This window comes from Amycolatopsis sp. NPDC033938 (assembly GCF_055575975.1).
Map to the genome: position 1 here is coordinate 1108333 of NZ_JBVIRO010000001.1, position 21048 is coordinate 1129380.

A 21048-nucleotide genomic window follows, 5' to 3' on the forward strand; every position below is an offset into this window, starting at 1 on the left:
CGGGTGGCCTTGGACCAGTCGTTCACCGGGCGGGTGTACCCGCCGACCAGTACCTATGAAGTGAGTCGCGAGAAGATCCGGGAGTTCGCCGACGCGCTCGGCGACACGAACCCGCTCTACCGCGACACCGAAGCGGCGAAGGCGGCCGGATACCCCGACGTCATCGCGCCGCCGACGTTCCTCACGATCATCAACCTCGCCTCGATCAACGCGATCGTCACCGACCCCGAACTCGGTCTGGACTATTCGCGGATGGTCCACGGCGACCAGCGGTTCACCTACGTGCGGCCGGTGCACGCGGGCGACGTCCTGTCGCTCACCACGCATATCGACAACATCATGGCCCGCGCGGGGAACGACTTCATCAACCTGCGCGCCGAGATCGCCGGCGCCGACGGTGGCCCGATCGCCACCACGCACGCGCAGCTCGTGGTCCGAGGGGAGGGCGCGTGAGCACGTTCACCGCCGGAGAAGAACTGCCGCCGCTGACCGTCGAGGTCACCAGGGAGCAACTGGTGCGGTACGCCGGTGCCTCGCTGGACTTCAACCCGATCCACTGGAACGAGGCCTTCGCGAAGGAGGTCGGCCTGCCGGACGTCATCGCGCACGGCATGCTGACCATGGCGCTCGGCGCGCGGCTCGTCACCGACTGGCTGGGTGACCCGGGCCGTCTCGTCGACTACTTCGCGCGCTTCACGCGCCCCGTGGTCGTGCCGAACGACGGTGCGGCGACGATCGAGTTCACCGGGAAGGTCGCCGTGGTCAACGACGACGGCACCGCGCGGATCGACATCACCGCCAAGTTCGACGGCAAGGCCGTCCTGGGGAAAGCCCAAGTGATCGCCCGCGCCTGACCCGAAAACGACAGCAAGGGACCTTTGCTAGCGTCGCTTAGCATGCCTAAGTAAGCGAGAGCAAAGGTCCCTTGCTCTCTTTTCGCAGGTCAGAGGGGTCACCAAGGTTCCGGGGCGGCTTGCGAAGCGCCGCGAAGGCGCTTCGCAAGCTTATTGAGGGGTAAGCCAAATTTGGCGTGTCCTGAGGGCCTTCAGGACATCACGCTTCGACGCTGGGGCAGCGGGGGCTCGCCTTTGCTTACGCACTGGTGTGGAGCTTGTGCGGGTTGCCGGGGCAGTCCGGGTGGGGAGGATTCCGGACGTTGAGTGTCCCGGATCTTCCGTTGATCAAGGGGCGAGACCGGGCGACGATGCCCGCGCAACCACCTCGTCCAGGTCAGGCCCAAGCCCGGTCCGTGAAGGCCTCCTTCACTACCTTCAGGGTAAGCAAGGGGGCCTTCACGGCAACGAGCCGATCACGCCATATTTGCCTTACCCCTCAATAAGAAAGGCCCCTACGCGACCTTAAGCAGTTTCTCGATGACCTCCGCCATGCCTTCCTCGCCCCGGGCGTTCGGGTGCAGCGGCGCCGCGGGAACCGCGGGCGCGGGCCCCTCGACCCACCGCCGGTTCGCGGCGCTGCACATGTCACGTCCCTTGCTCGCGGTCGACATGTCGGCGAAGCCTGCTTCGTGCTTCTTCGCCGTCTCCTGCAGCGCGGTGTTCAGCCGCGCAAGCGAGCTGCGGAAGTAGGCCATGTCTCCGGCTCCCACCGGCAAGACCGGCCAGCAACCGTTGTCGTCGTCCGGAAGCACTGTCGGATATCCGACGACCACGATGCGCGCTTCGGGCGCCTTCGCGCGGATCTGGCCCAGAATCCCGCCCAACCGGTCCGTCGCGGCGTTGATCCGCTCGACGAGTTGATCGCGTCCGCCGGCGGTCAGCTGCGTCTTGCACGGCGAAGCGGTTTGGTGCTGCGTCGCGCACTGGCTCGCGAAGCCGACAAAGCCCACGTCGTTGCCGCCGATACCGACGGTCACCAGCGTCGTGTCGCCGTCGATCGCGTCGAGTTGCGGGGCGTTCGTGCCGTCGCGGGTCTTCTGCGCGCTGGTGAGGTGTTCGGTCGTGGCGCCGCCGCAGCTGACGTCGACGAACTCGGCAGGACGCAGCTTCGCGGCCAGCAGGGTGGGGTAGTTGTTGTCCGAGCGATCGCAGCCGGCGGGCGCGCCCACGGGCCGTCCGGTTCCTGGGGACGCCGTGTAGGAGTCACCCAGAGCGACATATCGCCCAGCGCCATCCGAGGTGGTGACCCCCGCTGGTGTCACCGATGTTCCGCGCTCCCACAGGTGGTAAGCGATCCCCAGGGCCGACAGCACGATCACCAGGAACAGACAGCCGCCGCCAGTTCTCCGCTGCGTCACCCATTCGTTGTACGCGACCAAGGTCACTTTGTCATCGGACTCAAGGCCCGTTCCTTCAGTCGCCCGGGACGAGCCCGCGCAGCTCGGCGGCGAGATCGAGCGCGTGAGCGACATCCCGCGCGAGGTAATGCGGGTCGACGAAGGCCTCGGTGATCCCGGTTTCGGCGGCCTCGTCCAGCTGCCCCGCGACATCCTTCAGATCGGTACCCGACTTCGGATTGATCCGCAGCACCCGCCGCAGCGCGCCGGGGTCGCGGCCCGCCTTCTCCGCCGCGCTCGCCGCGGTCTCCCACAGCTTCGCGAGGTAGGGCGCGGGCAGTCCGGCAGGCAGCCAGCCGTCCGCGCGGCGGCCGACCCGCTCCAGCGCCGCCGTCGAGAATCCGCCGAGCAACACAGGCGGACACGGGCTCTGCACCGGCCGCAGCCCGACCTTCGACGCCGGGATCCGCCAGCGTTCGCCCTCGTGCTCGACCGGATCGCCGGTCCAGAACTCCTGAAGGACGTCGAGAAGCTCCTCCAGCTGCTTGCCGCGCCCCTTCCAGGGCGTGCCTGTCGCGGTGTACTCGTCGCGAAGCCAGCCGGTGCCCAGCCCGACGTCCAGACGGCCACCGCTCACCTGATCCAGTGAAGTGAGCATCCGGGCGAGCACCACGGCCGGATACACCGTTCCGGTGAGCGTGCTCGTCCCGAGCCGGACCTTCTGCGTGACGCTCGCGGCCACCGTCAGCAGGATCAGCGGATCGGCGAAGGTGACGAATTCGGGCGGGTACGGCCGTTCCGGCGTGCCGCCGGGGTAGCGGTCCGACGGCGAAACCGGGGCCAGCACCCGGTCTCCGACCCACAACGACGCGTAGCCGAGTTCCTCGGCGGCCGTCGCGAAACCGGCGACGGCGTCCATCGTCGCGAGAGGACCGTACTGCGGAAGAGCGATTCCCAGGCGCATCACGGTCACCGTGCTTCCGCGAGCAGCCGCCCCATCCTGGTGATGCCCTCGGCGAGATCATTTTCGTCCAGCGCATAGGAAATCCGGAAGTACCCCGGCGTCCCGAACGCCTCGCCGGGCACCACGGCGACCTCGGCCTCGCGCAGGATCAGATCGGCCAGGGCCACCGTGTCCTTCGGCCGCTCGCCGCGAATTTCCTTACCCAGTAAGGCTTTCATCGACGGGTACAGGTAAAAGGCGCCGAGTGGCACGGGAGTCTCGACTCCCGGGATCTCGGAAAGCAGCGAAAGCGCCGTCTTGCGCCGGAAATCGAACGCTTCACGCATCATGTGAACGGCGTCGAGCGGACCGCTCACCGCCGCCAGCGCGGCCCGCTGCGCGACGTTCGAAACGTTGCCGCACAAGTGCGACTGGTACGCCGTCGCCGCCTTGACCACGTCCTGGGGGCCGATCAGCCAGCCCACCCGCCAGCCGGTCATCGAGTACGTTTTTGCGACGCCGTTCAGGATGACCGTCCGGTCGGCGAGTTCCGGGACCACGACGGGCATCGAGGGGGCTTCGGCGCCGTCGTAGACCAGGTGTTCGTAGATCTCGTCGGTGACGACCCAGAGGCCGTTCTCGTACGCCCAGCGCCCGATCGCCTCGACCTGTTCGCGCGGGTACACGGCGCCTGTCGGGTTGGACGGCGAGACGAACAGCAGCACCTTCGTGCGCGGTGTCCTGGCGGCTTCGAGCTGCTCGACGGTGACCAGATATCCCGTCGTCTCGTCCGCGGTCACCTGCACTCCGACGCCGCCGGCGAGGGCGATCGACTCCGGGTAGGTGGTCCAGTACGGCGCGGGCAGCAGCACTTCGTCGCCCGGGTCGAGCAACGTCGCGAACGCGGAGTAGACCGCCTGCTTGCCGCCGTTGGTCACCAGGACGCGGCCAGGGTCGACGTCGAACCCGGAATCGCGGACGGTCTTCGCCGCGATCGCCTCGCGAAGCTCCGGCAGCCCGCCCGCGGCGGTGTAGCCGTGGTTCACCCTGTCCCGGACGGCCGCTTCGGCGGCGTCGAGCACGTTGGCCGGGGTGGGGAAGTCCGGCTGGCCCGCCCCGAACCCGATCACCGGACGGCCCTGCGCCTTGAGCTCCCGGGCCTTCGCGTCGACCGCCAGCGTGGCCGACGGCGTGATACCGCCGATGCGGGCCGAGACGCGGGACGCCGGGGAAGGTGAGGGTGCGGGAGCGCTCATGGCGACATCGTGGCACGATCATGGGGTCGGCCGTGGGGGAATTTCCTCGCGGAAGGCTGCTCCGCGCCGCTTTGAGGGGCGCGGTTGCGAAGCTGTTCGGGGGTTGCCGTAGACTTCTGGTCTCGGAACGCACTACGGTCATCCCCGCCACGGCGGTGGGGACGATGGAATGCGTCCTCGGGAGCCCCAGAGCATCGGGGTTCCAAAGGGGTGTAGCTCAATTGGCAGAGCAGCGGTCTCCAAAACCGCAGGTTGCAGGTTCAAGTCCTGTCACCCCTGCGTAAGCGAACTGGTGAAGGCGGAGGAGTGGTCGTGAGCGACAGCGACGCCAGCGGTGAGAAGGCGCAGGACGGCGCCGGGCAGAAGCCCGACGAACAGTCCCGCCCGGTGACCGCCGCTGCCCGGCGTGAGCGCCGTGCGTCCGCGCGCCCGTCCGGTAAGGCCGACGCCAAGTCGGATGACAAGACCCGCCCCGCCGGCAAGGCGAAGGCCGGGGACAAGACCGAAAAATCCAAGGACGCCAAAGGCACGGCGACTCCGAAGCGCGACCGCAAGCCGAAGCAGGCGTCGATCTTCGCCCGGCTGATGCGTTTCATCCGCGAAGTCTGGGCCGAGCTGCGCAAGGTCATCTGGCCGAACCGCAAGCAGATGGTCACCTACACCGCGGTGGTGCTGGTCTTCGTGGTGTTCATGGTGGCGCTGGTGAGCGGCCTCGACCTGGCCTTCAAAGAGGTCGTCGGTGCCGTCTTCGGCAGCTGAGGCAGCCGGTCGCGGCGCTTGAGCGCGCCGCACGGTGGCCGGCGCCACGGCAACCGATCAACTGAGAGGACGGAACGTGACCTCCGACAACGGCACAGCAGCCGGTCATGAGCTGACCGAGCTTTCCGACGAGCAGGTGCACGCGGCACTCGGCGACGAGCAGTCCGAGCACCTGGACTCCGTCGAGGTGCCCGCCGCAGGCGACGAGGTCGACGAAGCCGGAGATGTCGCGGAGGCCGACGAGGCGTCCGTCGAGACCGAAGACGACGACAACGCGGCCGAAGACACCGCCACCGAGGCCGAGCCCGCCGAGGAACTCGACCCGGTCGCGAAGCTGCGCGCGGAACTCAACGCCGCTCCCGGTGAGTGGTACGTCGTGCACTCGTACGCGGGTTACGAGAACAAGGTGAAGACCAACCTCGAGACCCGTACCCAGACGCTGGACGTCGAGGACTACATCTTCCAGATCGAGGTGCCGACCGAAGAGGTCACCGAGATCAAGAACGGCCAGCGCAAGCAGGTGCAGCGCAAGGTGCTGCCCGGCTACATCCTGGTCCGGATGGACCTGAACGACGCCTCGTGGAGCGCGGTGCGCAACACGCCGGGTGTCACCGGGTTCGTCGGCGCCACCTCGCGCCCGTCGCCGCTGACCGTGGAAGAGGTGCTGAAGTTCCTCGCGCCCAAGGTCGAAGCCGCGGCACCCGCCAAGTCCGGCAAGGGCGAGGCTGCTTCGTCCGAGTCGCAGCTGGGCGGCCCCGCGGTCGAGGTCGACTTCGAGATCGGCGAGTCGGTCACCGTCATGGACGGCCCGTTCGCGACGCTGCCCGCGACGATCTCCGAGGTCAACGTGGACGGGCAGAAGCTGAAGGTCCTGGTGTCGATCTTCGGCCGGGAGACCCCGGTCGAGCTGTCGTTCAACCAGGTCTCCAAGATCTGACGGCCGCCAGACGGCCGGCAGTCCCCGCGTACTGGCAGGTGTGCGGGGGACTCAAGTCAGTAAGAAGGAACAAACGAAATGCCACCCAAGAAGAAGAAGCTTGCGGCGATCATCAAGCTGCAGATCAAGGCGGGTGCGGCCAACCCCGCGCCGCCGGTCGGCCCCGCGCTGGGTCAGCACGGCGTCAACATCATGGAGTTCTGCAAGGCCTACAACGCCGCGACCGAGTCGCAGCGCGGGGACGTCGTCCCGGTCGAGATCTCCGTGTACGAAGACCGCTCGTTCGACTTCAAGCTCAAGACGCCGCCGGCCGCGAAGCTGCTGCTGAAGGCCGCGGGCGTGGAGAAGGGCTCCGGCGAGCCGCACAAGACCAAGGTCGCCAAGGTCACCTGGGACCAGGTCCGCGACATCGCGAAGACCAAGGAATCCGACCTGAACGCGCACGACATCGACCAGGCCGCGAAGATCATCGCCGGCACCGCCCGCTCGATGGGCATCACGGTCGTCGACTGAGCTTCACCCCGCACCACCGTGGGAGAGCCAGGGCTGGCTCCAACACCACACTGATCCGTTGAAGAGTTAAGGACAGAAGTAATGCCCAAGCACAGCAAGGCCTACCGTCAGGCTCTTGAGCTGGTGGACCGCGAGCGGCTCTACGCCCCGCTCGAGGCCGCGAAGCTGGCCAAGGAGACCTCCAAGTCGAAGATGGACGCCACCGTCGAGGTCGCCATGCGCCTCGGTGTCGATCCTCGTAAGGCCGACCAGATGGTCCGCGGCACCGTGAACCTGCCGCACGGCACCGGTAAGACCGCTCGCGTCATCGTTTTCGCCGTTGGTGACAAGGCCGCCGAGGCCGAAGCCGCCGGCGCTGACGCGGTCGGCACCGACGAACTGATCGAGCGCATCCAGGGTGGCTGGCTCGACTTCGACGCCGCGATCGCGACGCCGGACCAGATGGCGAAGGTCGGGCGTATCGCCCGCATCCTCGGCCCGCGTGGCCTCATGCCGAACCCGAAGACCGGCACCGTGACCCCCGCGGTCGCGAAGGCCGTCTCGGACATCAAGGGCGGTAAGATCAACTTCCGCGTCGACAAGCAGGCCAACCTGCACTTCGTGATCGGCAAGGTCTCGTTCGACACCGAGAAGCTGGTGGAGAACTACGCGGCCGCGCTGGACGAGGTCCTGCGGGCCAAGCCGTCTTCGGCGAAGGGCCGTTACCTGCGCAAGGTCGTCGTCTCCACGACGATGGGCCCGGGTATCCCGGTCGACCCCGCCCGGACCCGCAACCTCCTCTCCGAGGACGCGTAAGTCTGAGTCGTACATCACTGACAAAGGGGCGGTTCCGCTACAGCGGGGCCGCCCCTTTTTCGTGTTTGCTGGAGGGCATGCCTACCTTCGTGTCGTTCGACGGGCTCCAGCTGAGCTACACCGTGTGGGAGGGCGAAGGGCGTCCGGTGCTGTTGCAACACGGTTTCGCCGCCGACACGAACGCCAACTGGATCGCGCCCGGCGTCGTCGCCACCCTGCAGCAGGCGGGGCTGACGGTGATCGCCCTGGACGCGCGCGGGCACGGCCGGTCGGCGAAGCCGCACGACGAGGCGAGCTACGGCGACGACGCGATGGTCCGCGACGTGTCCACGTTGCTCGACGTACTGGGCCTCGACGAGGTGGCGATGGTCGGCTACTCCATGGGCGCGATGATCGCGCTCGGCGCGGTGGCCGCCGACCCGCGGATCCGATGCCTCGCGATCGGCGGGGTCGGCTCGGGGATCGTCGACTTCGGCGGCGTGGACACGCGAGTCGTCACGCCGGAGGCGATCAGCGAGGCACTGCTCGCTTCGGACCCTTCGACGCTCCCGCCGTCTTCAGCGCCTTTCCGGGCTCTGGCCGACGCTCTCCGCGCGGACCGCGTCGCTCTGGCGGCCGTCGCGCGCGGGACCGCGAACCCGAAACTGGACCTGACGGCGATCGCCGTCCCGACCCTGGTCCTGGCCGGCGACAACGACCCGCTGGCGGCCGAACCCGAACGCCTGGCCGCCGCCATCGCGGGCGCCCGCCTCGTCCGCGTCCCCGGCGATCACATGACCGCCGTCATGCACCCCGCCTTCGGCTCCGCCCTCACCGGCTTCCTGACCTCGCACGACCTCTGACCCACGTCGCCTTTAGCGGGCTAAACGCGATCCGGCGGGCACTTGCGTTTCGCCCCCTAATCGCGATCTGAAGGGGAAGAAGCCCAGGTCAGTTGCCGGTCGGGGGAGCGGGACAGGGTTCGGGGGAGTTCGCGTGCCCGGTGATCAGCCACTGGCCCATCTCGACTTCCTGCAGGGTGAAGCTGCCCAGCAGGGGCCCGCCGCGGATGTTGTACCAGCACGAGTGGATCGTCAGGTTCTGCCGCGGGACCACGCTCGACATCGGACGCACCGCGTAGATGTACGGCGTGATGTCGGTGACCTTGGCGTTCAGGGCCGGGACGGCGGTGGCGCAGTCCGGGTAACCGAGGTCGCGGGCGAACTGCGCCTGCGCCTGCTCGCTCATCGACAGGCAGACCTTCTCGACCCGGGTGGCAGGCGGGTACGGCTTGCCGATCGTGTCGTAGATGGCCCGCACCGCTTCCCACGGATTGGTCGAAAGCACCTGGTTGGTGTGGTGCTTGCCCCCGCCGCCCTGGACGAACGTCGCGGTGTCCTGTCCGGCGTCGCTGGGGAAGATCTGCCGGTAGGCGATGGTGGCGCCGATGCAGATCAGCAGGATCACGATCACCCAGGCGAGCAGCTTCCCGCCAAGACGTCGCAGCCACCGCGGCATGCGCGGTCGAGGAGCATGGACGAGCTGGCCGGGCGGCGGTCCCGGAGGCCCTGGAACTTGCCCGCCGTAATGCTGGGTCGCGGGCTGCGCGGGCTGGGAGGGCACGAGGCCCTGCTGCTGTGCCTCGGTGAACTTCAGATAGTCCTGGAACTGCTGAAACTGCTGGAACTGGCGCAGTTGCTCCTCGTCCAACCGAGGCGCGGGCTGACCTCCCGCCTTGGGCTCGATGTCCGTGCCGGGCTCGTTGCCCGGCTTTCCGTCATCACGCTGCTCCGCCACGTCACCATGATGCCCCGCGAGCCCTCCTGTGCACTCCGCCGGTCGCGTTTAGCCCGCTAAACGCGATCTGACCGGGCCCCGGTGCGAAGGCCGGGAGAGGGTCACGTATTCTTGTCAAGGTTCTACCGAAGACCGCTGGTCTTCTCCTGGTCATCTGGCCTGGAGAACGAAGGCCCCGCTAGGGCGGGCGACCCGCGCAGGAGGAACGAGGCTCGCCCGCGACGTATCCCGTCGCGTGCCCTGACGCCCCGCGCCTGTCTGCGCTGGGGCGTTTCGTCGTTTCAGGGCTCTCAAGGCCAGTGGATCACTAGCCAAGAGAGGAGGCGACCATGGCGAAGCCCGACAAGGAGGCGGCCGTCGCCGAGATCGCGGAGAGCTTCCGCAGCAGCTCGGCCACAGTCGTTACCCAGTACACCGGCCTCTCCGTGTCCCAGCTGTCCCAGCTGCGCCGCGCTCTCGGCACCAGTGCCAAGTACCGGGTCGCGAAGAACACCCTCGTCAAGCGTGCCGCCACGGACGCGGGCATCGAGGGCCTTGAAGACCTGTTCGTCGGCCCGACCGCCATCGCCTTCGTCGAAGGTGAAGCTGTTGACGCCGCGAAGGCGCTTCGCGACTTCGCGAAGGACAACAACGCGCTTGTGATCAAGGGCGGCTTCATGGACGGCAAGACGCTGTCCGTGGACGAGATCAACCAGATCGCCGATCTCGACAGCCGTGAGGTCCTGCTCGCCAAGGCGGCGGGCGCGTTCAAGGCGAAGCTGTCCCAGGCCGCCGCGCTGTTCCAGGCGCCGGCGTCCCAGGTCGCTCGCCTGGCTGCCGCGCTGGAGGAGAAGCAGCGCAACGCCGGTACCGAAGCAGCCGAAGCACCCGCCGAGAGCTGAACACCCCCCACCCCGAACTTTTAGTTCGTTTCAGAGAGGAAAGCCACCATGGCGAAGCTGAGCACCGCCGAGCTGATCGACGCCTTCAAGGAGCTCACCCTTCTTGAGCTGTCCGAGTTCGTCAAGGAGTTCGAGACCACCTTCGACGTGACCGCGGCCGCCCCGGCTGCCGTCGTCGCCGCCGGCCCGGTGGGCGCTGCCCCGGCCGCCGCCGAGGAGCAGGACGAGTTCGACGTCGTCCTCGAGTCGGCCGGCGACAAGAAGATCCAGGTCATCAAGGTCGTCCGTGAGGTCGTCTCGGGCCTGGGCCTGAAGGAGGCCAAGGAGCTGGTCGAGGCCGCTCCCAAGGCCCTCCTGGAGAAGGTCGACAAGGAGGCCGCCGAGGCCGCCAAGGAGAAGCTCGAGGCTGCTGGCGCCAAGATCACCATCAAGTGATCCCGGGCGCGTCAGCGCCTACCGCAGCACCGCCGAAGGGGCGGGCATCCACCACGGATGCCCGCCCCTTCGCTTTGGCCCACCCCGCCCCCCGTGTCGACTTTCGCCCGCTAATCGCGACGCGTAGCCACGCTAAGTACCTGAGCGCGCCCAGGGCACCGGATCGCGTTTAGCCCGCTAAAGGCGATCCGGGGCGATGCCCGGCGGCCGGCAGCGGCACCCCCGCTGACCTGCGTTTAGCGGGCTAAACGCGACGCGCGCAGCGCCCCGACCTGGGCAGGGACCGAGTTGTGGATCTGCGAGCGAGGGTGACGTGCACTACGGTGCTGCAAGCGGTGCACGGGCCGACAGCGGGCTGCGCGAAAAGTTACCCGCGGGTCTGGCCAGAAAAGAAAACTGGTGAGTAACCTGTTCGCACTCAGCTCGTTGCACCTGGTTGACGCGGGTATCGCTGCGCGGACGCGTGCGCTCTCTCGAGCCAGTGGCACGGGAAGGCAGTGCGCGACGACGCGGAACAGCTCCTGGAGGTGCGATGGGTGCCGAGGTGGTCATCGAAGGTCTTTCGAAGTCCTTCGGTAAGCAGGCCATCTGGCGGGACGTCACGCTGACCCTGCCCCCGGGCGAGGTCTCGGCGATGCTCGGTCCGTCCGGAACCGGTAAGTCCGTCTTTCTGAAGTCGATGATCGGTCTGCTCAAGCCGGACCGGGGCCGTTGCATGATCAACGGCGTCGACATCGTGACGTGCTCCGAACACCAGCTTTACGAGGTGCGCAAGCTCTTCGGCGTCCTCTTCCAGGACGGCGCGCTGTTCGGGTCGATGAACCTCTACGACAACGTCGCCTTCCCGCTGCGCGAGCACACGAAGAAGTCGGAGACCGAGGTCCGCCGGATCGTGCTCGAGAAACTCGAGATGACCGGTCTCAACGGCGCCGACAAGAAGCTGCCCGGCGAGATCTCCGGCGGTATGCGCAAGCGCGCCGGTCTCGCCCGCGCCTTGGTGCTCGACCCGCAGATCATCCTGGTCGACGAGCCGGACTCCGGTCTCGACCCGGTCCGCACCACCTACATCTCCCAGCTGTTCCTGGACGTCAACGCGCAGATCGACGCGACGTTCCTGATCGTCACGCACAACATCAACCTCGCCCGCACCGTGCCGGACAACCTGGGCATGCTCTTCCGCAAGGAACTGGTCATGTTCGGTCCGCGCGAGGTGCTGCTGACCAGCGAGGAGCCGGTCGTCAAGCAGTTCCTCAACGGCAAGATGGACGGCCCCATCGGCATGAGCGAGGAGAAGGACTCCGCCCAGCTCGCCGCCGAACGCGCGATGTTCGAGGCCGGTCACCACGCGGGCGGTGTCGAGGACGTCTCCGGGGTGCCGCCGCAGATGCAGCCCACCCCGGGTGTGCCGACCCGGATGGGCGCGGTCCGCCGCAAGGACCGCGTCATGCAGATCCTGCACGGCCTGCCGCCCGAGGCGCAGCAGAGCATCATCGAGTCGCTTTCCCCGGAGGAGCAGCAGCGCTACGGCGTCCGCCCGCAGCGGCTCGCGGCCGCGGGCCACCGGTCGGCACCTGCCGAAAGCTCGATCCCGAACCACCATCAGGGCCAGCTGCCCGACGACCAGGTCGCCCACATCCCGCATCCCGGGAGAGCGGGCAACCACCGCTTGCGGCCACAAGATCCGGGGTCAGGTGGCGCGTGAGCTCTTCCGCTTCATCGGCGAAGATTCCCGGGATCGGCATGTTGCGCGAGACCGGGAACCTGTTCGCCCTTGGCCTCGACATCGTTCGTGGCATCTTCCAACGACCGTTCCAGCTGCGGGAGTTCATCCAGCAGGCCTGGTTCATCGCGAGCGTCACGATCCTGCCGACGGCGCTCGTCGCGATCCCGTTCGGCGCGGTCATCTCGCTGCAGTTCGGTTCACTCGCCCGCCAGCTCGGCGCCCAGTCCTACACGGGCGCCGGGTCGGTGCTCGCCACCGTGCAGCAGGCCAGCCCGCTGGTCACCGCGCTGCTGGTCGCGGGCGCCGGCGGTAGCGCCGTCTGCGCCGACATCGGCGCGCGGACGATCCGTGAAGAGATCGACGCGATGGAGGTGCTCGGCGTCTCCGCCGTGCAGCGCCTGATCGTGCCGCGCGTGCTCGCGATGATGCTGGTCGCGCTCCTGCTCAACGGCATGGTCAGCGTCATCGGCGTGCTCGGCGGTTACTTCTTCAACGTCGTCCTCCAGGGCGGGACGCCGGGCGCGTACCTGGCGAGTTTCTCCGCGCTGGCCCAGCTGCCCGACCTCTGGGTCGGCGAACTGAAGGCGCTGATCTTCGGCTTCATCGCCGCTGTCGTCGCCTCTTACCGGGGACTGAACCCGTCCGGCGGCCCGAAGGGCGTCGGCGACGCGGTGAACCAGTCGGTCGTCATCACGTTCCTGATGCTGTTCGTGGTGAACTTCGTGATCACGCTGATCTACCTGCAGATCGTGCCCGGAAAGCTGGACTGACGCATGACCTTCCTCCAGGGCGCCAAGCGGGTCGCCAACCGTCCATTGCAGACTCTGGACACCCTCGGCGACCAGATGTCGTTTTACGGCCGCGCGTTGCTGTGGACGCCGCGGACGCTGCGCCGCTACATGAAAGAGGTCCTTCGGCTGCTGGCCGAGGTGAGCTTCGGTTCCGGCTCGCTCGCGGTCATCGGCGGCACGGTCGGCGTGATGGTCGGCCTCACCCTGTTCACCGGTGTGCTCGTGGGCCTGCAGGGCTACTCGGCGCTGAACTCGATCGGCACCTCGGCCTTCACCGGCTTCCTCACCGCGTTCTTCAACACCCGGGAGATCGCGCCGCTGGTCGCGGGCCTCGCGCTTTCGGCGACTGTCGGCGCCGGGTTCACCGCCCAGCTGGGCGCGATGCGGATCTCGGAGGAGATCGACGCGCTCGAGGTGATGGGTGTCCCGAGCCTGCCGTACCTGGTGACCACGCGGATCATCGCCGGTTTCGTCGCGGTCATCCCGCTGTACGTCATCGGCCTGCTGAGTTCGTATCTCGCCTCCCGGTTGGTCGTTATCTACATCTACAACCAGTCAGCGGGTACCTACGACCATTACTTCGACCTGTTCCTACCTCCACAGGATGTGTTGTATTCGTTCATCAAGGTGCTGTTGTTCAGCGTCCTGATCATCCTGTCCCATTGTTATTTCGGTTACCGGGCCTCCGGTGGCCCCGCCGGTGTCGGCGTGGCGGTCGGTAAGGCGGTCCGGCTGAGCATCGTCACGGTGTCCATCATGAACTTCTTCATCGGTTTCGCGATCTGGGGAACCGACGTCACGGTGAGGATCGCAGGATGATCGCGACTTTGCGACGCAGGCTTCTCGGCCTGATGCTCGTCGCCGTGATCGTCGGCGGGGTCGCGCTGAGCATCGCGCTGTACGAAAAGGCGTTCACGCCGGTGGTGAGCGTGAAGCTCCAATCGGACAGCATCGGGAACCAGTTGCTGAAACAGTCCGACGTGAAGGTCCGCGGTCTCATCGTGGGTTCGGTGCAGGACATCGCCGCGACGCCGGACGGTGCCGAACTCACGCTCGCGCTGAAGCCCGAATCGGCGAAACTGATCCCGCAGAACGTTTCGGCGCGATTCCTGCCGAAGACGTTGTTCGGTGAGCGGTTCGTCTCCCTCGAAATCCCGGACGCGCCGTCGACGAGGACGATCGCCGAGGGTGATGTGATCACCCAGGACCGCACGTCCAGCGCGGTCGAACTGGAGCAGGCTTTCGCCCACCTGATGCCGGTCCTTCAGGCGGTCCAGCCGCAGAAGCTGTCGAGCACGCTGTCCGCGATCTCCACCGCGCTCAACGGCCGCGGCGACCAGCTCGGCGACACCCTCGCGCAGCTCGGCAGCTACGTCGGCGAGCTGAACCCGCACGAGCCGCAGCTCCAGCAGAACCTCAAGGAGCTCGCGAAGTTCTCGGACAACTTCAGCGCCGTCGCCCCGGATCTGGTGCAGACGCTGGACAACCTGAGCACCACCACGCGCACCGTCGCCGACCAGAAGCTGAACCTGTCGAACCTCTACGGCAGCGTCACCCAGGCCTCGGTGGATCTACAGACCTTCCTGCGGAACAACGCCGACAACCTGATCCGCCTCGCCGACACGGCCCGTCCGACGGCGGAACTGCTGGCGAAGTACTCGCCGGAGTACCCGTGCGTGATCGGGCAGATGGCCGACAACCTGCCGAAGATCGACAAGGCGCTCGGCAAGGGCACCGACCGGCCCGGGTTGCACGCGACCATCGAGATCACTGTCAACCGCGGTCCGTACCTGCCGGGCAAGGACGAGCCGAGGTTCGAGGACAAACGCGGTCCGCGCTGCTACGACCTGAAGCAGTTCCCGGACCCGTTCCCGCAGTATCCGCCGGACGGCCCGATCAAGGACGGCAGCACGGTCAAGGCGCCCGCCCGGTCGGCCAACGACGGCCTCTCGCCGTCGAACGGCTTCGCGAACTACGGCGGCTACAACGGGAACGGCGGCGGCGCGCCCGCCGGTAACCCGTCGTACAGCGCTTCGGAGTCCGACTTCCTCGCGCAGCTGGTGGCCCCGCAGGTCGGTATGTCCGCCGCGGACGTGCCGGGCTGGGGCTCGCTGCTCGTCGGTCCGCTCTACCGCGGAGCGGAGGTGCACGTCCGATGACTGGAACGAAAGTTGCGCCCCCTGTCGAGAAGGTGATCGACACGCGCGCGTTCCGGCCGGAGGCCTCGCTATCGCGGAGGCAGGCCGTCCTTTATGCACGACAGGCGCTCCCGGCTGGTAGTCACGGCCTGGCTACGCGATCGCGATCGCGCGCAGACGGGGGGAAGGCATGAGGGGATTGCTCGCACCGCTGATCAAGCTCTGCGTCTTCGTCGTGGTCACCGTGCTGTTCACGACGATCCTCGGGATCAGCATCGCCAACATCAACACCACCAGCACGAACGCCTACAAGGCGCGGTTCAGTGACGCGACCCTGTTGCTGCCCAACGACGACGTCCGCATCGCGGGGGTCAGGGTCGGGCAGGTCAAGGACGTCCGCATCGTCGACCGGCGCCAGGCCGAGGTCGAGTTCGAAGTGGACGCCGGCCGCAAGCTGCCTGCCGGGGTGACCGCGCAGATCAAGTTCCGCAACCTGGTCGGCCAGCGCTACGTCTCGCTCGGGCAGGGCACCGACTCCTCCGGCAAGACCCTGGAGCCCGGTGGCAACATCCCGCTAGAGCGGACCACTCCCGCGCTCGACCTGACGCAGCTGTTCAACGGGTTCAAACCGCTGTTCACCGCGCTCAACCCGGACGACATCAACAAGCTGTCCTACGAGGTCATCCAGGTCCTGCAGGGCGAGGGCGGAACGATCGAAAGCCTGCTGCAGCACACCGCGTCGCTGGCGACCACGATCTCCGACAAGGACCAGGTGATCGGTGAGGTCATCGACAACCTGAACTCGGTGCTCGACACGGTCAACGCGCATACGCCGCAGCTGAACGACCTGATCGTCAAACTGCAGCAGCTGGTCTCCGGGCTGGCCGCGGACCGCGAGCCGATCGGTGACGCCATCGACTCGCTCGGCACCCTCGCGCAGACGACGTCCGGCCTGCTCGGTGAGGCCCGCGAGCCGCTGAAGCAGGACATCGCCGCGCTCGGCACGCTGTCGAAGAACCTCAACGACAGCCAGCCGATCGTCGAGCACTTCATCCAGTTCCTGCCGCAGAAGGTGACGGCGCTGACCCGCACCGCCGACTACGGCTCCTGGTTCAACTTTTTCGCCTGTGAGCTGAAGGGGGCCGTCGCCCTGCCTCCGCTGATCAACGAACCGATCAACCTGCCGCTGCTGCCGGTGAACCGGGCGAGGTGCACGGCATGAAGTCGTTCCAGAAACGCAATCCGGTCCCGATCGCGCTGGTCGGCATCTCGGTGCTGCTGCTCGGTTTCCTCGCCGCGCTCAACTCCGACGACCTGCCGGTGATCGGCGGCGGGACCACCTACAGCGCCGACTTCTCCGAGACCTCGGGGCTGCAGAAGGACAACGACGTCCGCGTCGCCGGGGTGAAGGTCGGCAAGGTCTCCGACATCAAGCTCGACGGCGACAAGGTCCGGATCTCCTTCAAGGTCAAGGACGCCTGGCTCGGCGACAAGACCAGCGCGGCGATCAAGATCAAGACCGTGCTCGGCCAGAAGTACCTGGCGCTCGACCCGCAAGGGCAGCGCACGCTCGACCCGAGCGCGACCATCCCGCGTGAGCGCACGATGTCGCCGTTCGACGTCCTCGACGCCTTCCGCGGGCTTTCGCAGACCGTCGACAACATCGACACCGCTCAGCTGGCGAAGAGCTTCGACGTCATCTCGGAGACCTTCGCCGACACCCCGGCCGACGTGAGGGGCGCCCTCACCGGCCTTTCGCGTCTCTCGGACACGATCGCTTCCCGGGACTCGCAGCTGGCCAGCCTGCTCGCCAACACGCGGCAGGTTTCGCAGACGCTCGTCGACCGCGACGCCGAGTTCCAGAAGCTTCTGGCCGACGGCAACAAGCTGCTCGGCGAGGTGTCCCGCCGCAAGGAGGCGATCTCCGCGCTGCTGGACGGCTCGCGCAACCTCGCCACCCAGCTCAAGGGCCTGGTCGACGACAACGACGCGCAGCTCGACCCGGTGCTCACCCAGCTCGACCAGCTGACCTCGATGCTGCAGCGCAACCAGGACGCCCTCGGCCAGGGCATCGCGCGGTTCGCGCCGTTCATCCGCGTGTTCACCAACACCATCGGCAACGGACGCTGGTTCGACAACTACATCTGTGGACTGGTCCTGCCGTCGTTCGGCCCGATCAACGACAAGGGGTGCTACGAGAAATGAGTACCCGACTCGGAGAGAGCCTCGCCCGTGGCCTCACCATCGCGATCGTGCTCGCGCTGGTGGTCGCCGGCGCGCTGTGGTGGACGCTCAAGGACGCCGGCCGCAACCACCTGACCGCCTACTTCGCCGGCGCCGTCGGGCTGTACGAGGGCAACAGCGTCCGGATGCTCGGCGTCGACATGGGCACGGTGACCAAGATCCAGCCGATGGGCAACCAGGTCCGCGTCGAACTCGAGTACGACCGTTCGGTGGCGGTGCCCGCGGACGCGAAGGCGATCATCGTGTCGCCGTCGCTGGTCAGTGACCGCTACGTGCAGCTGGCCCCGGCCTACAAGGGCGGTCCGCGCATCGACGACGGCGCCGTCATCGGCCTCGACCGCACCGAGGTCCCGCTGGAGGTCGACGAGCTCGCGGCCAGCCTCTCGCGGGTCAGCAAGTCGCTCGGCCCCAACGGCGCCAACAAGAACGGTTCGCTGTCGAACCTGCTCGACACCGCCGCGAAGAACTTCGACGGCAACGGGCAGGCGCTGCACGACACGATCACCAAACTCGGCCAGGCGGCCGGCACCTTGTCCGGAAACAAGGACGACCTGTTCAAGACCGTCGAGAACCTCGGCTCCTTCTCGCAGACGCTGGTGAACAGCGACAAGCAGGTCCGCGACTTCGAACGGCAGCTCGCCGACGTCAGCGGATTCCTCGCGGGGGAGCGGGAAAACCTCGCGGCCACGGTGAAGCAGCTGTCCGACACGCTCACCGCGGTGCAGGCGTTCATCGAGAAGAACCGCGACCGGCTCAAGTCCAATGTGGACAAGCTGGCCAGCGTGACCAAGGTGCTCGTCGACCAGCGCGGCGCGCTCGCCGAGATCCTCGACGTCGCCCCGGTCGGCCTCGGGAACCTGGTCAACACCTACAACGCGTCGTCGGGCACGCTCGACGCGCGGGCCAACCTCAACGAGCTCACCCAGCCGCCGCTGGTGATGGTGTGCAACCTGCTGAAGCAGACCCCGGACGCGCTCGACGCGCTCGGTGACGCGTGCAAGGGGATCGCCGGACTGGTCGACGGGCTGGTGCCGCTGCCGTCGATCGCGCAGGTGATCCAGTCGTCGCAGGCGGGCCAGTTGCCGCCGCTTCCGCTGCCCATCGCCGGTCAGCTCTATGGAACGGCGGCGAAATGATGCGTACGAAACTCGCTTTCGCGGCCGTCGGAACGGTCGCCGCGCTGACCTTGAGCGGGTGCGGCTTCAGCGGGATCTACGACATCCCGCTGCCCGGTGGCGCCGAACTGGGCGACCACCCGTACACGGTCAAGGTGCAGTTCCGGGACGTGCTCGACCTGACCCCGCAGGCCGGGGTGAAGGTCAACGAGGTGTCCATCGGCCGGGTCGAGGCGATCGGGCTGACGCCGGACGGCTGGAACGCCGAGGTCACCCTCCGGGTCAACGGCGACGTGAAACTCCCCGCGAACGCGATGGCCAACGTCAGGCAGTCGAGCCTGCTCGGTGAGAAGTACGTCGAGCTGGCCGCGCCGTCGGACGGCCAGGGCAAACTCGCCGACAACGCGGTCATCCCGCTGGCACGGACGAACCGCAGCGTCGAGGTCGAAGAGCTGCTCGGCGCGCTTTCGCTGCTGCTCAACGGCGGCGGGGTGGAACAGCTCAACACCATCACCAAGGAACTCAACAACGCCACGAGCGGCCGCTCGCCGGAACTCAAGGCGCTGCTGAACAACACCAACCAGCTGGTGACCAACCTGGACAAGCAGTCCGCGAACATCACGCGGGCGCTCGACGGGCTGAACCGGCTTTCACTCACGCTGAACGGCCAGAAGGACAAGCTGGTCGGCGCGGTCGACAACCTCGGCCCCGGGCTCGGTGTGCTGGAGCAGCAGCGCGGCCAGCTGGTGACCATGCTGAACGCGCTCAACAACCTTTCCGGCGTCGCCGTCGACACGGTGAACAAGAGCAAGGACGATCTCGTGGCCGACCTCAAGGCGCTGCAGCCGACGCTGCAGAAGCTCGGCGAGGCGGGCTCGGATCTGCCCAAGGCGCTGGAGATCCTGCTGACCTTCCCGTTCAGTGACGCCGCGTACGACGGCGTCAAGGGCGACTACTTCAACCTGTTCGCGAAGATCGACCTGAACCTGAACGAGATCCTCAAGAACCTCGGCCGCAGCCGTCAGAACCCGCTCCAGGACGTCGTCCCGGTGCCAGGGCTGACCGGCGGGACCGACGGGCCGGGGGTGAACCCGCCGCTGCCGATCCCGGACAGCGTCGGGGGCGTCGCCGGCGGTCAGGCGGGCGCGCCGCAGGGCGGCGGACAGCCGCAACAGACCGGACCCGCCGGTATCTTCGGCCTGCTGTCGGGAGGTGCGGGCTGATGCTGGTCCGGAGGACGAAGATCCAGCTGGTCATGTTCGCGATCATCTCCGTGGTCGCCATCGTGTACGCGCTCATCCGGTTCGCCGGGCTCGGCTCGGTCTTCGGCGACGAGGGCTACACGGTGAAGCTCGAACTCAAGCAGTCGGGCGGCATCTTCCAGAACGCCGAGGTCACTTACCGCGGCTTCAACATCGGCCGCGTCGGCGAACTGCGCCTGACCAAGACCGGGCTGGAGGCCGACCTCAACATCGCGCCCGACGCCCCGCAGGTGCCCGCCGATCTGGACGCCGTGGTCGCGAACCGGTCCGCGGTCGGAGAGCAGTTCGTCGACCTGCGGCCCAAGGGTGAGAACGGGCCGTTCCTGCGGCCGGGTTCGGTCATCCCGGCGGACAAGGTCAAGACCCCGGTGCCCACCGAACAGCTCATCGGCGACCTCGACAGCCTCGCGGCGTCGGTGCCGACCGATTCGCTGCGCAAGGTCGTCGACGAGTCGTACAACGCCTTCAACGGCACCGGCCCGGATCTGCAGCGGCTGCTCGACACCGCGCGCAGCTTCACCACGACCGCGCAGGAGTACCTGCCGCAGACGATCCAGCTGCTGGAAAAGGGCGGACAGGTCCTCGAAACGCAGAACGACATGGCGAGCTCGATGAAGTCGTTCAGCGCGGACCTCAACAAACTGTCCGGCCAGCTGAAGAACTCCGACGCCGACATCCGCAAGCTGATCGGGATCACTCCGCAGGTGGCGACCCAGATCAGCGAGGTGCTGGCGGAATCGGGGCCGGGGCTGGGCGCGCTGACGGCGAACCTGCTCACGACGTCGAACCTGCTCGTGACCCGGCTCGACGGGCTCGAGCAGGGGCTGGTGACCTACCCGATGCTCGCGGCGGGCGCCAACACCGTCGCCAACGACGGCACCGCGCACCTGGGCCTCGCGCTCAACCTGTTCAACCCGCCTTCGTGCACCAAGGGCTACATCGGCCTCGACAAGTACCGCGAAGGCACCGACACGACGCCGCGCGCGCCGAAGGACGACGCGTACTGCGCCGAGCCGAAGGGCAGCCCGATCAACGTGCGCGGTGCGCAGAACGTGCCGTACAACGGGGTCCCGCAGATCCCGTCGCAGGGCGACGTCGCCGCGAACGCCGGACGGTCGGCCGAGGAGCTGGCCAGCCTGCGCGCGGCGCAGGGCATGCCGAGCGTCCTGCAGAGCCCGGGCGTCAGCCTGGCCAGCCTCGGCGCCTTGCTGGGACTGCCCGGCTGAGCCCGAGACCGTATACCTACC

General features: G+C 67.5%; 22 protein-coding genes and 1 tRNA gene. 19 read left to right on the forward strand and 4 right to left on the reverse strand.

Annotated features, from left to right (window positions below; translation table 11 throughout):
* Nucleotides 1-3 precede the first annotated feature (3 nt).
* Nucleotides 4-453 carry a MaoC family dehydratase N-terminal domain-containing protein gene (locus tag ACZ5ZX_RS05555; protein WP_037314051.1) on the forward strand — a complete coding sequence of 150 codons (450 nt, stop codon included), beginning with the start codon at nucleotides 4-6 and terminating at the stop codon, nucleotides 451-453.
* A complete protein-coding gene (locus tag ACZ5ZX_RS05560) occupies nucleotides 450-854 on the forward strand; it encodes a MaoC family dehydratase (RefSeq protein WP_465500809.1) in 405 nt (134 codons plus the stop codon). The genes ACZ5ZX_RS05555 and ACZ5ZX_RS05560 overlap by 4 nt, the downstream gene beginning before the upstream one ends.
* A gap of 494 nt (nucleotides 855-1348) precedes the next feature.
* Here ACZ5ZX_RS05560 and ACZ5ZX_RS05565 read toward each other — a convergent pair whose 3' ends face one another.
* Genes ACZ5ZX_RS05565 through ACZ5ZX_RS05575 form a run of 3 tightly spaced genes read right to left on the reverse strand, consistent with a single transcriptional unit; the run spans nucleotide 1349 to nucleotide 4432 of the window.
* On the reverse strand, nucleotides 1349-2281 hold the full coding sequence (locus ACZ5ZX_RS05565) for an SGNH/GDSL hydrolase family protein (protein WP_465500810.1): 933 nt from the start codon (nucleotides 2279-2281) through the stop codon (nucleotides 1349-1351).
* A gap of 28 nt (nucleotides 2282-2309) precedes the next feature.
* Nucleotides 2310-3206: a TIGR03619 family F420-dependent LLM class oxidoreductase gene (locus ACZ5ZX_RS05570; RefSeq protein WP_465500811.1), complete on the reverse strand. Its 897-nt coding sequence runs from the start codon at nucleotides 3204-3206 to the stop codon at nucleotides 2310-2312.
* On the reverse strand, nucleotides 3203-4432 hold the full coding sequence (locus tag ACZ5ZX_RS05575; RefSeq protein WP_465500812.1) for a pyridoxal phosphate-dependent aminotransferase: 1230 nt from the start codon (nucleotides 4430-4432) through the stop codon (nucleotides 3203-3205). The genes ACZ5ZX_RS05570 and ACZ5ZX_RS05575 overlap by 4 nt, the downstream gene beginning before the upstream one ends.
* A 206-nt stretch (nucleotides 4433-4638) precedes the next feature.
* On the opposite strand from ACZ5ZX_RS05575, the gene ACZ5ZX_RS05580 reads away from it, so the two are divergent.
* The 6 genes from ACZ5ZX_RS05580 to ACZ5ZX_RS05605 all read left to right on the forward strand — a co-directional run bounded on the left by ACZ5ZX_RS05580 (nucleotide 4639) and on the right by ACZ5ZX_RS05605 (nucleotide 8278).
* Nucleotides 4639-4711 (forward strand) — tRNA-Trp (locus ACZ5ZX_RS05580).
* Nucleotides 4712-4738: 27 nt separating this feature from the next.
* Complete coding sequence (gene secE / locus ACZ5ZX_RS05585; protein ID WP_007031001.1) at nucleotides 4739-5191, forward strand: preprotein translocase subunit SecE; 453 nt, start codon at nucleotides 4739-4741, stop codon at nucleotides 5189-5191.
* A gap of 76 nt (nucleotides 5192-5267) precedes the next feature.
* On the forward strand, nucleotides 5268-6128 hold the full coding sequence (nusG, locus tag ACZ5ZX_RS05590; protein WP_465500813.1) for a transcription termination/antitermination protein NusG: 861 nt from the start codon (nucleotides 5268-5270) through the stop codon (nucleotides 6126-6128).
* 78 nt (nucleotides 6129-6206) lie between these two features.
* Nucleotides 6207-6641, forward strand: a complete 435-nt coding sequence (gene rplK / locus ACZ5ZX_RS05595) for a 50S ribosomal protein L11 (protein ID WP_020633284.1) — start codon at nucleotides 6207-6209, stop codon at nucleotides 6639-6641.
* An 81-nt stretch (nucleotides 6642-6722) separates the two neighbouring features.
* Nucleotides 6723-7436: a 50S ribosomal protein L1 gene (gene rplA, locus ACZ5ZX_RS05600; protein ID WP_061979985.1), complete on the forward strand. Its 714-nt coding sequence runs from the start codon at nucleotides 6723-6725 to the stop codon at nucleotides 7434-7436.
* A gap of 77 nt (nucleotides 7437-7513) precedes the next feature.
* Complete coding sequence (locus tag ACZ5ZX_RS05605) at nucleotides 7514-8278, forward strand: alpha/beta fold hydrolase (RefSeq protein ID WP_465500814.1); 765 nt, start codon at nucleotides 7514-7516, stop codon at nucleotides 8276-8278.
* Nucleotides 8279-8366: 88 nt separating this feature from the next.
* On the opposite strand, the gene ACZ5ZX_RS05610 is transcribed toward ACZ5ZX_RS05605, so the two are convergent.
* Nucleotides 8367-9212 carry a hypothetical protein gene (locus ACZ5ZX_RS05610; RefSeq protein ID WP_465500815.1) on the reverse strand — a complete coding sequence of 282 codons (846 nt, stop codon included), beginning with the start codon at nucleotides 9210-9212 and terminating at the stop codon, nucleotides 8367-8369.
* Between the two features lie 329 nt (nucleotides 9213-9541).
* Here ACZ5ZX_RS05610 and rplJ point away from each other — a divergent pair, with 329 nt between their 5' ends.
* The 11 genes from rplJ (at nucleotide 9542) to ACZ5ZX_RS05665 (ending at nucleotide 21027) form a co-directional block, all read left to right on the forward strand.
* On the forward strand, nucleotides 9542-10093 hold the full coding sequence (rplJ, locus tag ACZ5ZX_RS05615) for a 50S ribosomal protein L10 (protein ID WP_005152070.1): 552 nt from the start codon (nucleotides 9542-9544) through the stop codon (nucleotides 10091-10093).
* Nucleotides 10094-10141: 48 nt separating this feature from the next.
* The gene (gene rplL, locus ACZ5ZX_RS05620) at nucleotides 10142-10528 is read left to right on the forward strand and encodes a 50S ribosomal protein L7/L12 (RefSeq protein ID WP_219146144.1); all 387 of its coding nucleotides are present in this window, start codon (nucleotides 10142-10144) and stop codon (nucleotides 10526-10528) included.
* A 532-nt stretch (nucleotides 10529-11060) separates the two neighbouring features.
* Nucleotides 11061-12230, forward strand: a complete 1170-nt coding sequence (locus ACZ5ZX_RS05625; protein WP_465500816.1) for an ABC transporter ATP-binding protein — start codon at nucleotides 11061-11063, stop codon at nucleotides 12228-12230.
* Between the two features lie 38 nt (nucleotides 12231-12268).
* Complete coding sequence (locus ACZ5ZX_RS05630; protein ID WP_020633292.1) at nucleotides 12269-13021, forward strand: MlaE family ABC transporter permease; 753 nt, start codon at nucleotides 12269-12271, stop codon at nucleotides 13019-13021.
* Nucleotides 13022-13024: 3 nt separating this feature from the next.
* The gene (locus ACZ5ZX_RS05635; protein WP_037314104.1) at nucleotides 13025-13861 is read left to right on the forward strand and encodes an MlaE family ABC transporter permease; all 837 of its coding nucleotides are present in this window, start codon (nucleotides 13025-13027) and stop codon (nucleotides 13859-13861) included.
* Complete coding sequence (locus ACZ5ZX_RS05640) at nucleotides 13858-15201, forward strand: MCE family protein (protein WP_465500817.1); 1344 nt, start codon at nucleotides 13858-13860, stop codon at nucleotides 15199-15201. Before ACZ5ZX_RS05635 ends, ACZ5ZX_RS05640 begins: the two co-directional genes overlap by 4 nt.
* A 169-nt stretch (nucleotides 15202-15370) precedes the next feature.
* Nucleotides 15371-16402, forward strand: coding sequence for an MCE family protein (locus ACZ5ZX_RS05645; protein WP_465500818.1), 1032 nt, complete (start codon nucleotides 15371-15373; stop codon nucleotides 16400-16402).
* Complete coding sequence (locus ACZ5ZX_RS05650; protein ID WP_465500819.1) at nucleotides 16399-17385, forward strand: MCE family protein; 987 nt, start codon at nucleotides 16399-16401, stop codon at nucleotides 17383-17385. Before ACZ5ZX_RS05645 ends, ACZ5ZX_RS05650 begins: the two co-directional genes overlap by 4 nt.
* Nucleotides 17382-18560, forward strand: coding sequence for an MCE family protein (locus ACZ5ZX_RS05655; RefSeq protein WP_465500820.1), 1179 nt, complete (start codon nucleotides 17382-17384; stop codon nucleotides 18558-18560). The genes ACZ5ZX_RS05650 and ACZ5ZX_RS05655 overlap by 4 nt, the downstream gene beginning before the upstream one ends.
* Nucleotides 18560-19762, forward strand: a complete 1203-nt coding sequence (locus ACZ5ZX_RS05660; RefSeq protein ID WP_465501049.1) for an MCE family protein — start codon at nucleotides 18560-18562, stop codon at nucleotides 19760-19762. The genes ACZ5ZX_RS05655 and ACZ5ZX_RS05660 overlap by 1 nt, the downstream gene beginning before the upstream one ends.
* Complete coding sequence (locus ACZ5ZX_RS05665) at nucleotides 19762-21027, forward strand: MCE family protein (protein ID WP_465500821.1); 1266 nt, start codon at nucleotides 19762-19764, stop codon at nucleotides 21025-21027. Before ACZ5ZX_RS05660 ends, ACZ5ZX_RS05665 begins: the two co-directional genes overlap by 1 nt.
* Nucleotides 21028-21048 lie beyond the last annotated feature (21 nt).